The sequence below is a fragment of the Metabacillus bambusae genome (assembly GCF_017497975.1).
GTDB classification, from domain to species: Bacteria; Bacillota; Bacilli; order Bacillales; family Bacillaceae; genus Metabacillus; species Metabacillus bambusae.
In genome coordinates this window covers 70947-83751 of the sequence record NZ_JAGDEL010000001.1, presented here as the reverse complement: position 1 = coordinate 83751, position 12805 = coordinate 70947, and the positions used below count along the sequence as shown (strand labels likewise).

Here is a 12805-nt window from a genome sequence, read left to right as displayed (position 1 = left end):
AAAAGCCTTTTTAAACGTGCTATAGTATTGTTTAAAAGAACTTAGAGGGTGTTAAGATGTATTATGTTGTTTTAGATCTTGGGTGTGCAGAGTGTGGAGAAAGCTCAAATATACTGGGCATATTTACCTCGATTGAGCAAGCTAAAAAAGCTGTCAAAGAATATAAGGAAAAAAATCGATTAGATGAATATTCAGACCATGAATTCTTCATATATAAAATAGATCAATTGGATAAAATTTATCATAACAGTTTTGAACATCTTGTAGATTAAATGAAACAAACAATCTTTTTCATCATATATTGATTGAAAAAGGGGTTTCGCTTAATGGAAAAATATTATTGCTTAAAATGTATGATTCTTAATGATGAAAATAATTCTTGTGTGCAATGTGGGAATCAAGAATTAAAACGTATTACAATAAGTGTGCAGCAGCAACATTCGAAATATATAGTTGAAGAATAAAATGACAGCCATAATCGCTGTCATTTTTTATTGGTGCAGTGATCCACGAGGAATGTGTAAGTAGTTGAGATACTAGCTTAAGAAGGGGAAATGGCTTACTGGAGCGAGCAAGCGGTTACTTTTTTGTCAGCCAACTATCTGAATTGTATTTCTTTTTTGCTCACAACTACTATTTTTAGCTATTTTTATTTCTAAAATTCCATGGTTGAATGCTGCAATAATCTCTTTATCTTCTATTGAATAAGGTAGCGTAATTGTCCTTGCGATTTCCTCATTGTTTTTCTCTTCCTCATTTTCATTACTTACATTAGATTGAACGGAAATCTTTATTTTTTCTATACATGTAGTAATTTGAATATCTTCTTTTTTCTTTGTTTCTCCAAGCTCAGCTTCAATAATAAAATCCTCGCTTGTTTCAAATAAGTCGACTCGAAATGTGTGCTCATCCAGTAAGCTAGTAAACGGGTCAGTAAAAAATTGTGTCATCCATTCTTCAATCCCATTAATATTCATTGGATTTGAACACTTTCTAATATTCATGAAAATTGACCTCCATAGAACTGAAACTTCCTTCACTTATGAATGTTTTTAACCCCTTTAACCAATAAGGTATTCAAGATTGTTTTTTTTGTGAAAGTTTTTGTCCTACGGAAAGGTAATTGGATAGAAAATTGCATAATTTAACTTGGGGAAATAGGTGTTATAAACTAGAGGTAGTGACTTACACAGGATAAGAATTTTATAGTAAAGCTAACGCTAACCAAGAACAAAAGCGCAAGCGCCTTGATCAGCCCCGACAAGCGTAAGATGATTTAGAATAGAATGCTTCAATTCTAAATTAGCTTATGACCTCGAGGGGCTAGGCGTTGGAGCTGGATGCCAAGCGCTTAGCCACAGTACGAGAATTTTATAATTTCCTAAAACGCTAAAAAAAGAAATGGGGCTAGCCCATTCCTTACATATCGTGCCCTTGGTTATGCTTTTGACGGGTATGGTTTGCGTTTTTAACTTTCTTAGAACCATCTAAAGGTTCTGGCTGTCCTGGGTTATCCCCTTTTGGAGCGTTTTTTCGCATATCTTTACCTGTATTTTTATTAGTCATTGTCATCCCTCCTACCATTAGAATGAGTTAAAATCTTAAAAACATTCTTATATTAAAGTGAATATTTTTAGAAATAAGAGGCATACTAACAGATGGTTTCATACATGAATAGAAGGAGTGTGTGGATTTATGCCATATAATAAGGACAAGCAACAAGCTTTTCAAGCAGCACAGCAAGGCGCGACTGAAGCTTTTGATTCGTATGAGAGTATCGTAAAAGATAGCGCTGACTACGGAGCACAGCTTAAACATTTAACAGAAGAAGTAAATGAAGCTTATCAACAAATTAATAATGCACTTGAAAATGCATCTGAAACACAAAGACAACGTCTTGAACAATATCAACAGGATCTCCAAAAAATCGTTAATGATGTGAATCAAACAGACATATAAGCACAACAACAATCTTGTGTTATTACCTCTTCAAGCAAAAACGACGGAGGATCCGTCGTTTTTTGTCGTAAAGAAACAAACATTATATCTTATTGATTTTTTTTACGTTTCTTATTATTCTGTCTTTGCTTAGCTGTTAACGGCTCATTTTGAAGTTCTTCATTGTAGCCTGCACCAACACCTTGAGCACTTGCATCATTCATACCCATTCTCACGTGATTAGCTTTACGTTTAGCCATAAGATCACTTCACCCCCTATAACAGATATCTTGTCTCAAAAAACAACGAACCATTCAGAAACGCTAATTACAAACCAAATTAAGTAAAAAATAATAAAAAATTTTAAAAGTTTTTATGTTATTTTGCTCAAAATTTGATATAGTAAAAAAGTAAAACTAGTACGCTTTCATAAGAAAAACTTATACATATCAATAACATCATTGTTATTTACTTATGTTACTAGTTGTATTAAGATTGAATTGTGCGAAAGTTTAAAAACGGGGTACTATCCTTCGACAAGAGTCGATCTTGATCTTAATAAGGGGGAAATTGTTAATGACTAATCAAGTAACAACAAAAAAAGATGCTTTCCAAGCACGTAAAAGCTTTACGGTTAATGGAAAGACGTACAACTACTATTCTTTACAAGCATTAGAAGATGCAGGAATTGGTAACGTTTCACGCTTGCCATATTCAGTTAAAGTTCTTTTAGAATCTGTATTACGTCAAGTAGACGGCAGAGTTATCACAAAAGAACATGTTGAAAACTTAGCGAAATGGGGAACTTCTGAGCAAAAAGATATCGATGTTCCATTCAAACCATCTCGTGTTATTTTACAAGACTTTACAGGTGTTCCAGCTGTTGTTGATTTAGCTTCTTTACGAAAAGCAATGGCAGATTTAGGTGGAGACCCTGATAAAATCAATCCTGAAATTCCAGTTGATTTAGTAATTGACCACTCTGTACAGGTTGACAAAGCTGGAACAATGGATTCATTACAGTTCAATATGGAGCTTGAATTTGAACGTAATGCAGAACGTTATAAATTCCTAAGCTGGGCGAAAAAATCATTTGACAACTACCGTGCTGTACCACCTGCAACTGGTATTGTTCACCAAGTTAACTTAGAGTATTTAGCAAATGTAGTTCATGCAGTAGAAAATGAAAATGGAGAATTCGAAGCATTCCCAGATTCTTTAGTTGGTACTGACTCACATACAACGATGATCAATGGTATTGGTGTTCTTGGTTGGGGTGTTGGTGGTATCGAAGCTGAAGCTGGTATGCTAGGGCAACCTTCATATTTCCCAGTACCTGAAGTTATCGGAGTGAAATTAACTGGAGAACTTCCAAATGGTACAACTGCAACTGACTTAGCATTAAAAGTTACTCAAGTTTTACGTCAACAAGGTGTTGTTGGTAAATTTGTTGAGTTCTTTGGTCCTGGTGTAGCGCAACTTCCACTTGCAGATAGAGCTACTATTGCAAACATGGCTCCTGAATATGGTGCAACTTGTGGCTTCTTCCCTGTTGATGAAGAAGCACTTAATTACATGCGTCTTACAGGCCGTACTGAAGAGCAAATTAATATCGTTGGAGATTATTGCAAAGCTAACGGTTTATTCTTCACGCCTGAAAACGAAGATCCAAATTTCACGAAAGTAGTGGAAATTGACCTTTCTGAAATTGAAGCAAATCTTTCTGGACCAAAACGTCCACAAGATTTAATTCCTTTATCAATGATGAAAGATACGTTCCATAAACATTTAGTTGCTCCAGCTGGAAACCAAGGTTTTGGTTTAGAAGCAACTGAAATTAACAAAGAAATCACTGTGAAATTTAAAAATGGTGAAGAAACAAACATGAAAACTGGTGCGATTGCGATTGCTGCTATTACTAGCTGTACGAATACATCAAACCCATACGTTTTAGTAGCTGCAGGTTTAGTTGCGAAAAAAGCAACTGAATTAGGAATGGAAGTGCCTAAATACGTAAAAACATCATTAGCTCCTGGTTCAAAAGTTGTTACAGGATACTTAGAAAATTCAGGTCTTCTGCCACATTTAGAAACACTAGGGTTTAATCTTGTTGGTTATGGTTGTACAACATGTATCGGTAACTCTGGTCCACTTGCTGATGAAATCGAAGAAGCTGTTGCAGCAAACGATTTATTAGTAACTTCTGTATTATCAGGTAACCGTAACTTTGAAGGACGTATTCATCCACTAGTAAAAGGAAACTACCTTGCATCACCACCACTTGTTGTGGCATATGCTTTAGCTGGTACAGTTGATATTGACTTACAAAGTGATTCTTTAGGTAAAGACAAAAATGGAAATGACGTATTCTTTAAAGATATCTGGCCTGGAACAGATGAAATTAACGAAGTTGTTAATAAAACTGTTACACCTGAGTTATTCAGAAAAGAATATGAGCAAGTATTTGATGATAACGCTCGTTGGAACGAAATTGAAACAACTGATGAAGCGTTATATGTATGGGATGATTCATCAACATACATTCAAAATCCACCATTCTTTGAAGGCTTAGAAGCTGAGCCTGGTAAAGTGGAAACGTTAAAGGATTTACGAATTGTTGCAAAATTCGGTGATTCTGTAACAACTGACCACATTTCACCTGCTGGTTCAATTGGTAAAGATACACCTGCTGGCCGTTACCTTCAAGAAAATGGGGTAACACCAAGAGAATTTAACTCTTATGGTTCTCGTCGTGGTAACCATGAAGTAATGATGAGAGGTACGTTTGCAAATATTCGTATCAAAAACCAAATTGCCCCTGGTACAGAAGGTGGTTACACAACTTACTGGCCAACTGGTGAAGTGAAATCAATTTATGATGCATGTATGGATTACAAGCAAGATGGTACAGGACTTGTTGTATTAGCTGGTAAGGATTACGGAATGGGAAGTTCTCGTGACTGGGCAGCGAAAGGTACAAATCTGCTTGGAATTAAAACAGTTATCGCTGAAAGCTTCGAGCGTATTCACCGTAGTAACCTAGTGTTAATGGGTGTGCTTCCTCTTCAATTTAAAGATGGAGAAAATGCTGAGGTACTAGGACTTACTGGTAAAGAAGCGATTGAAGTAACAATTGATGAAACTGTAAAACCACGTGATTTCGTGAAAGTTACAGCAACTGATGAAGCTGGTAACAAAAAAGAATTTGAAGTATTAGTTCGTTTCGACAGTGAAGTTGAAATTGATTACTACCGCCATGGTGGAATTCTTCAAATGGTATTGCGTGACAAATTAAAAGGCTAAGCATTATAAAAGGAACGGGTTTCCCGTTCCTTTTTTTGTGTCTAAAAAAGGAACGGGAAGCTAAATTCATTGTTCTTTCTAAGTTTCCGTGATTAAATAGAATTAAGAAAAATGGCATTATGGGAGGTCCGTGTATGTATGATGCTTTTCAGTTAGGACCTTTTACATTACAGTACTATCTTATAGTTGTCCTATTTTCATTTTTAGTTACATATTATCTAATTGAAAGTTTGATAAAAGCATCTCTTGTAAGACATTTTATTCTAAAGCACTTTTGGACAGCTGCTTTACTAATTGTTATGACTTACAAATTTAGTATTGTGTTGTTTCGACCTGATCTCTTATTAACCTTTAGTTGGTTATATGTTTCAGGTGGCCAAGATGGTATTTATTTAGGACTTGCTATTAGTATCATTTATCTATTTTGGATTGGGAAAAAAGAGAAAATCTCACTTAAAGTCTTTATGCACTCAATTATGATCCTGATTTTTACTTATTTAGTTGTATTTCAACTGATAAAAATTATTGTTTTGTCTTTTGTTTAGGAGGTCTTATTTAATCAAATGAAAAAAATATTAGCTATTTCAATTTTAGTTTTTTTAATTGGTTATGCGGTTTATTATGCTATAAATCCCAATGACACTAAAGTGGGTGTTACAGAGGGTAATGCAGCACCAGACTTTGAATTAACGACCCTAGATGGGGAAAAGATGAGTTTATCAAGTCTACAAGGTAAAAAGGTTATTCTAAATTTTTGGGCAACATGGTGCCCTCCATGTCGCTCTGAAATGCCTGATATGCAGAAAATACAAGCAGATTATAATGACGAGGTTGTTATTGCAGCTGTAAACCTGACTAGTTCAGAAAAAAACGTGGATACTGTTAAGGATTTTGTTGAAGAACTAGAATTATCGTTTCCAGTATTATTAGACGAAAAAGGGAAAATAAATAACCAATATGAAGTAATGTCTTACCCTACATCCTATATTATTGATGAAAATGGAATCATTGGAACAAAGTTTGTTGGTGCGATGACCTATAAACAAATGGAAGATTTTCTAGAGCTTAAGTAAGATCGAGATATTTATCTCGGTCTTTTTATATGGCTTTTTTCACAAACTTTGTTGCTATTTATCAAGTAGTGCGGTGGTTGATTGCAGCGAGAGATGCTCGCTTTCCGCGGGGCGGGCAGTGAGCCTCCTCGGCGTAAACGCCTGCATGAGTCTTACCTGTCCCGCTACTCCCGCAGTAGTCTCGCACTTTCGCTCCAATCAACCTTAAGCAGTTTTCGTTTTAAAAGCAACAGTCTCTTAGAAAAGAGCCTTTTATATAGATTATACTTATCACAATAATCTATATCGTGCCACTTTCGTTTATTTTCTAAAAATTGTACTAAATGATTTAATAATTGGACATCCTTTTATAAACATAAGCGGAGGTGATCATGATGAGAAAGAGTAGAAAGAGATCATTTGAAGAATTAGTCTTAGAAAATAAAGAACAACTTTTAAAAGACCAAGAAGCCCTTGAGCGAATTGAGGAGCGCTGGGAGCAAAAAATGCTAAAGAAATTAGATTAACAAGCTTTTCTAGTCATTTATTGTCTTATATAGGGACAACCTATTCTTTGAGGAGGCGATAACCATGACAAATTCAGATATGAAACAATCCCATTATGCTCCAAGTCACATTGGAACAAAGTCAAAAGGATTTGGAAATAATAAAGGCAAAAAAATGCAAGATACATCCGGCAAGCATGCTCAGGTTATGCAAACTAAAGGAGAGTAATCTCTTCTACATTTAACATAAATAAGTGTTTAAAAACTCCTTTTATATAGCAGACTAAAGTTATTGTTTTGTAAGCTAACCATGAAAGGAATGATAACGATGGCAAAACAAAATCGACCAAACCCGGACGATCGTACTGACAATGTAGAAAAGTTACAAAGCATGGTTCAAAACACGATTGAAAACATTGAAGAAGCACAAGACACACTTCAATTTGCTTCTGCTGAAGAACGTGAGAGAATTGAAGCGAAAAACCTTCGTCGTGAAGAAAGTATTAATGCATTGCGCGAAGAAATTAAAGATGAAGCTCAAGCACGTGAAAACGGATATCGTCACGATCAATAAATCAGGCATTTTGCCTGGTTTATTTTTTTGGCTCTTTTCTAAAAGATTGTTGTTTTTTAAATAGTTTCTTGAACAAAAAACGTTTTAGGTTGAATGGAACGGATATGCGAGAATTCCTGCGGGTGCAGCGGGACAAGAGACCCCACAGTGCCCAGAGGATGCTCACCGCCCGCCCCGTGGAAAGCGAGCATCCTATCGCTGTAGTCAACCATTCACCAATACTTGTTAAATAGCAACAAAGTTTGCGAAAACAGCCATTTTTTTAGTAAGAAAATCGATTATAAATCAGGTTAGTTTTTTCTTCAGCCTATACACCTGCTTGGGCTTTTGTTCTTCAATTTCAAATATTTGTATGATATGATTGTTAGAAGAATTTCTAAGAGCTAGAATTGTGCAACAAGGAGAGAATGACATGCTTGTATCAAAGAAAGAAATTGAAATACGCTATGCAGAAACAGATCAAATGGGTGTAGTTTATCATGCAAATTATTTAATTTGGATGGAAGTAGGTAGAACAAAATTGATTCAAGACCTTGGATTTTCCTATGCAGGAATGGAAGAGGAGGGGATCATATCACCGGTAATCGATCTTGAAATATCCTACAAAAAGCCGCTTCGTTATGGTGATACTGCAATTATCCATACTTGGATAGAAGAATATAATGGGATGAGAAGTGTTTATGGGTATGAAATTTTCACTCCTTCAGGAGATTTAGCAGTACAAGCTAAGTCAAGTCATGTTTGTGTCCAAAAGGATACGTTCAGACCTGTAAAATTTCGTAAGCTCTTCCCTGAATGGCATGAAGCGTACGAGAAGGCGAAGAAATAAAATGGCCTTTGGAATTTCGCGCAAGGAATTAGTGCAGTGGAAGGAAGAAGTAACTCGTGGAGAAATTTCATTTTTAACACATTTCTGGCTAGATGACCGATTTCCAGAATCACATTGTGTAACAAAAGCGGGATGTAAGGACCTTGAAAAATTAGCAAACTGGGGAGCACAATTCGGTTTAAAAAAAGAATGGATACATCATAATGAGCAATATCCACATTTTGATTTATTAGGGAAGACACAAGTGAAAGTCTTAAAACATTATGGATTAGATGACCATATTAAACGGTTTAAATTACATACATAGACCTAGATTTCAAGGAAAAGAATCTTCCAAAAAAACCTTACAAATCATTCATTACCAATTAGAGGAGTTACCCTTTTGAGTAACCCTCTTTTTGTCGTTTGTTAAATTACAGATGTTTATCCGAACTTTTGTTTTTTACTGTTTTACTGATTCAATGTAGTTAAATGTTGGCTCATCTACTTCTTCATCAAGTTCTACACGAAGGTTATGGTTATCAAAATACCATAAGTCACGATTCTCAACAAAAAAAGTGATTCCTTTGCTTTTTGCACTAGAACCGATATCTTCAGGCTCTTGCTTTACTACACCTAATGAAAAGCCTTTTTGTACGTTGCTGCATCCTCCATAGCGGACAAAAAATTGTACTGTATCACCTTTTTGAAGTTGTAATTCATCTATATACCAACTTGCAGCCTTTTCATCAACGATTATTTCCATCATTAACACTCCTTCTATAAACGACTAATTAAATACAAGTAAATTATCCTATGATACGTTTTTTCCCTAGAACAGAAGAATAAAACAAAATAGTAGTCCTTCTCTTTATTATAATATAGAACTACAGATAGAACCATTTTTGTATCCGATTGAATATGTTAAATTTTTGTAAAAAAATAAAAACCACAGTAAAAGTGGTTTTTATTATAAAGTATTAAAGACAAACTAAAGCCATTTAACTTTTGGTTCTGTTTTATTTATGATTCTTTTAATATTTGCTCGATGTCGATATATGACAAAGACTGTTAATAGTGAAATCACTATAATTAATGGAATATCTTTTGTAAACAAGCTGTAAATGATTCCATAAACACCAGCAAGCATTGAGGATAACGATACATATTTTGTAATGTAAAGAACGATGAAAAAGAACGCTAAAATGGTTATAAACATAACTGGTGCACTAAATAGCAGTAACCCAGCTGAAGTTGCAACGGCTTTTCCACCTTTAAATTTAGCGAAAATCGGATATGTATGGCCAATAACAGCAAAAACACCTACTAAAAGCGAATTTAAATCACTGTTAAAAAATAGTGACGGTAATGCAGAGGCTAGTGTTCCCTTCAGTATATCTGCACTCGTTACAATAAGTCCTGCTTTTACACCAAGTGTACGGAATGTATTCGTACCACCTAAATTTCCACTTCCATGCTCACGAATATCAATTCCATAGCCTAGTTTTCCAACAATTAATCCTGAAGGAATGGAACCTAGTAAATACGCTAAAATAAAGATAATTGCTTCAATCATATAAGTGCTCCTTTGAATAATCTTCTTATATTCTACCATGAGATGATAGAAAAACTCTAATATAGAATTAAAAAAACATTAAATTCACTTGTGAATCGCAAAAAAATTCAGCGTGAATCTCTACGTATTGGAGAACTGATACAGGATAAAATCAACGCGTTAAGAATAAACTTTAATAGGACTTAAAAATTGTTTATATTGGTCATTGTTGCTATGATTGAGAAAAGGAGCTGGATGTTAATGACGATTGAATATCCAACAAGACAGGAAATTGGCGAGATTTTAAAAAATAGTAAAACAATTGCAGTTGTTGGTTTATCCGATAATTCATCACGTACATCTTACATGGTAAGTAAAGCAATGCAAGATGCAGGTTATGAAATTATACCAGTCAATCCAACGGTGAATGAAGTGCTTGGTAAGAAAGCTGTAGCATCATTAAAAGATATTAAAGGACACGTTGACATCGTCAATGTATTCCGACGCTCTGAGCATTTACTTGATGTTGCTAAGGAATTTTTAGAAATTGATGCAGATGTTTATTGGGCACAATTAGGTCTTGAGAACGAGGAAGCATATGATCTGTTGAAAAAAAACAATAAAACTGTTGTGATGAATCGTTGTATTAAGGTTGAGCATGCTATGACAAAGTAAAGTAAGACCTCATTCACTGTGGTATTTTTTCACCTCCACGGAATGGTACAAATTCAGCGGATTTTTAACGCAGTTTGACCAAATCTACTTATTCTTTTGAATCATGATATTGAGGTATTTTTTACTCCCCATTAAGAATGGGGTGAAAATATTGTGATCAACTTTAGGAAAAATCCTTGTGAAAAACAAGGATTTTTTTATCTTTTACACGAATTAGGTTTGCTAAAAGCAATTTACCATATACAATAAAGCATGGATATTACGTTATTTGCACTATACTAAATAACAAATTATTAAAGAAAATAAGCATTTCTTTAAAAGTGTGGGTTGTCGATAAACGAAATATTGTATAAAATACTAAAACATGCGTTCTTAATTAGAGAGATGATTTGATTGTGTGTCAATTGAAAGGGGTTTAGTCTTTTGGTTAAAAAGCAACAATTTGAATATAATGATGATGCTATCCAAGTACTTGAAGGACTAGAAGCCGTAAGAAAACGTCCAGGTATGTATATTGGAAGTACTGATAGTAGAGGCTTGCATCATCTTGTATATGAGATCGTCGATAATTCAGTTGACGAGGCCTTAGCGGGTCATGGTGACCATATAATTGTAAAAATACATAAAGATAATAGTATTTCTGTTCAAGATAAAGGTCGTGGGATGCCAACAGGGATGCATAAGCTCGGTAAGCCGACACCTGAAGTTATTTTGACTATCCTTCATGCTGGAGGTAAATTTGGTCAAGGTGGTTATAAAACAAGTGGTGGTCTCCATGGTGTTGGTGCATCTGTTGTAAATGCTCTTTCTGAATGGTTAGTTGTAACGATTCAACGAGATGGTTCAATTTATGAGCAACGTTTTGAAAATGGCGGAAAGCCTGTAACAACCCTTGAAAAGAAAGGGAAGACAACGAAAACTGGTACAAAAATTCATTTTAAACCAGATCCAATTATTTTTAGTACAACAACATACAATTTTGAAACGCTAAGTGAACGCTTACGTGAATCAGCATTCCTCTTAAAAGGATTTAAAATTGAACTTATTGATGAACGTAATGATCAAAATGAGGTTTATCATTATGAGACTGGTATAGAGGCATTTGTCACCTATTTAAACGAAGAAAAGGACGCACTTCATCCTGTCGTTTCCTTTGAAGGTGAACAAAATGGAATTGAAGTAGATTTTGCTTTCCAATTCAATGATGGGTATTCAGAAAACATCTTATCTTTCGTAAATAATGTTCGAACGAAAGATGGTGGAACACATGAAGCTGGCTCAAAAACAGCCTTGACAAGAGCTTTTAATGAATATGCCAGAAAAACAGGCTTGTTGAAGGAAAAGGATAAAAACTTAGAGGGCTCTGATATTCGAGAAGGACTTTCAGCAATTATATCAGTGCGAATTCCTGAAGAACTTCTACAGTTTGAAGGTCAAACGAAGGGTAAGCTAGGTACAAGTGAAGCAAGATCTGCTGTCGATGCAGTTCTTTCTGAAAACCTATCTTATTTCTTAGAGGAAAATCCTGATTCTGGGACCCTACTTGTTAAAAAGTCGATAAAAGCATTCCAAGCTAGGGAAGCTGCACGTAAAGCTCGCGAAGAAGCGAGAAGTGGTAAGAAACGCAAACGTTCAGAAACAACGTTAAGTGGTAAATTAACTCCAGCACAATCACGTAACCCTTTAAAAAATGAATTATATCTCGTTGAGGGTGACTCAGCAGGTGGTTCAGCTAAACAAGGAAGAGACCGTCGATTTCAAGCTGTACTTCCACTAAGAGGTAAAGTTATTAATACTGAAAAGGCGAAGCTTGCTGACATTTTTAAAAATGAAGAGATCAATACGATTATTCATGCTATCGGTGCAGGTGTTGGAGCAGAGTTTTTAATTGAAGATATAAATTATGATAAGGTTATTATTATGACCGATGCTGATACAGATGGTGCTCATATCCAAGTATTACTGCTAACCTTTTTTTACCGCTATATGAAACCACTCATCGAAAATGGCAAAGTATTTATCGCCTTACCACCTTTGTATAAAGTAAGTAAAGGTTCGGGGAAAAAAGAAATTGTGGAATACGCTTGGTCTGATGAAGAATTACAAGGTGCCATTTCCAAGGTTGGTAAAGGGTATATGATTCAGCGATATAAAGGGTTAGGTGAGATGAACGCTGATCAGCTATGGGAAACAACAATGAATCCAGATACTAGAACGCTAATTCGCGTTAAAATAGATGATGCTGCGCGTGCTGAGCGTCGTGTAACAACATTAATGGGTGATAAAGTTGAGCCACGTCGTAAGTGGATTGAAAATAACGTAGCATTTGGTCTTGATGAAGAAACAAATATATTAGAAAACGAACATTTATCGGTCGCAGAGGAGGTATAGGTC

Annotated in this window: 17 protein-coding genes; 12 read left to right on the top strand and 5 right to left on the bottom strand. The window is 35.2% G+C overall.

Annotation, left to right across the window (positions count from 1 at the left end):
- Positions 1-56 precede the first annotated feature (56 nt).
- Complete coding sequence (locus tag I7822_RS00385; RefSeq protein ID WP_207974828.1) at positions 57-272, top strand: DUF7336 domain-containing protein; 216 nt, start codon at positions 57-59, stop codon at positions 270-272.
- 318 nt (positions 273-590) lie between these two features.
- On the opposite strand, the gene I7822_RS00380 is transcribed toward I7822_RS00385, so the two are convergent.
- Entirely contained in the window at positions 591-1004 is a 414-nt protein-coding gene (locus I7822_RS00380) for an Hsp20/alpha crystallin family protein (protein WP_207974827.1), read from the bottom strand.
- Between the two features lie 415 nt (positions 1005-1419).
- Positions 1420-1566 carry a small acid-soluble spore protein P gene (locus I7822_RS00375; protein ID WP_207974826.1) on the bottom strand — a complete coding sequence of 49 codons (147 nt, stop codon included), beginning with the start codon at positions 1564-1566 and terminating at the stop codon, positions 1420-1422.
- Positions 1567-1695: 129 nt separating this feature from the next.
- On the opposite strand from I7822_RS00375, the gene I7822_RS00370 reads away from it, so the two are divergent.
- The gene (locus I7822_RS00370) at positions 1696-1959 is read left to right on the top strand and encodes a hypothetical protein (protein ID WP_207974825.1); all 264 of its coding nucleotides are present in this window, start codon (positions 1696-1698) and stop codon (positions 1957-1959) included.
- 89 nt (positions 1960-2048) lie between these two features.
- Here the strand turns inward: I7822_RS00370 and sspO are convergent, their stop codons facing one another.
- Positions 2049-2198, bottom strand: a complete 150-nt coding sequence (sspO, locus tag I7822_RS00365; RefSeq protein ID WP_066340543.1) for a small acid-soluble spore protein SspO — start codon at positions 2196-2198, stop codon at positions 2049-2051.
- Positions 2199-2514: 316 nt separating this feature from the next.
- Here sspO and acnA point away from each other — a divergent pair, with 316 nt between their 5' ends.
- From acnA to I7822_RS00325, 8 genes are all read left to right on the top strand, one after another.
- Entirely contained in the window at positions 2515-5241 is a 2727-nt protein-coding gene (gene acnA, locus I7822_RS00360; protein ID WP_207974824.1) for an aconitate hydratase AcnA, read from the top strand.
- Positions 5242-5375: 134 nt separating this feature from the next.
- On the top strand, positions 5376-5786 hold the full coding sequence (locus I7822_RS00355; RefSeq protein WP_207974823.1) for a hypothetical protein: 411 nt from the start codon (positions 5376-5378) through the stop codon (positions 5784-5786).
- 18 nt (positions 5787-5804) lie between these two features.
- A complete protein-coding gene (locus I7822_RS00350; RefSeq protein WP_207974822.1) occupies positions 5805-6314 on the top strand; it encodes a TlpA family protein disulfide reductase in 510 nt (169 codons plus the stop codon).
- Between the two features lie 374 nt (positions 6315-6688).
- Entirely contained in the window at positions 6689-6820 is a 132-nt protein-coding gene (locus I7822_RS00345) for an FbpB family small basic protein (RefSeq protein ID WP_207975215.1), read from the top strand.
- Between the two features lie 64 nt (positions 6821-6884).
- Positions 6885-7028: an acid-soluble spore protein N gene (locus tag I7822_RS00340; RefSeq protein ID WP_066340559.1), complete on the top strand. Its 144-nt coding sequence runs from the start codon at positions 6885-6887 to the stop codon at positions 7026-7028.
- A 99-nt stretch (positions 7029-7127) separates the two neighbouring features.
- Positions 7128-7373 carry a small acid-soluble spore protein Tlp gene (gene tlp, locus I7822_RS00335; RefSeq protein WP_207974821.1) on the top strand — a complete coding sequence of 82 codons (246 nt, stop codon included), beginning with the start codon at positions 7128-7130 and terminating at the stop codon, positions 7371-7373.
- A 412-nt stretch (positions 7374-7785) separates the two neighbouring features.
- A complete protein-coding gene (locus I7822_RS00330) occupies positions 7786-8202 on the top strand; it encodes an acyl-CoA thioesterase (protein ID WP_207974820.1) in 417 nt (138 codons plus the stop codon).
- 1 nt (position 8203) lies between these two features.
- Positions 8204-8509: a hypothetical protein gene (locus tag I7822_RS00325; protein WP_207974819.1), complete on the top strand. Its 306-nt coding sequence runs from the start codon at positions 8204-8206 to the stop codon at positions 8507-8509.
- Positions 8510-8644: 135 nt separating this feature from the next.
- On the opposite strand, the gene I7822_RS00320 is transcribed toward I7822_RS00325, so the two are convergent.
- Both I7822_RS00320 and plsY read right to left on the bottom strand, forming a co-directional pair.
- Positions 8645-8947 (bottom strand): HesB/YadR/YfhF family protein, encoded by a 303-nt coding sequence (locus I7822_RS00320; RefSeq protein ID WP_207975214.1) that lies wholly within the window; start codon positions 8945-8947, stop codon positions 8645-8647.
- 225 nt (positions 8948-9172) lie between these two features.
- A complete protein-coding gene (gene plsY, locus I7822_RS00315; RefSeq protein WP_207974818.1) occupies positions 9173-9757 on the bottom strand; it encodes a glycerol-3-phosphate 1-O-acyltransferase PlsY in 585 nt (194 codons plus the stop codon).
- Positions 9758-9997: 240 nt separating this feature from the next.
- On the opposite strand from plsY, the gene I7822_RS00310 reads away from it, so the two are divergent.
- On the top strand, positions 9998-10411 hold the full coding sequence (locus tag I7822_RS00310; RefSeq protein WP_207974817.1) for a CoA-binding protein: 414 nt from the start codon (positions 9998-10000) through the stop codon (positions 10409-10411).
- 423 nt (positions 10412-10834) lie between these two features.
- Positions 10835-12802: a DNA topoisomerase IV subunit B gene (parE, locus tag I7822_RS00305; RefSeq protein WP_207974816.1), complete on the top strand. Its 1968-nt coding sequence runs from the start codon at positions 10835-10837 to the stop codon at positions 12800-12802.
- Positions 12803-12805 lie beyond the last annotated feature (3 nt).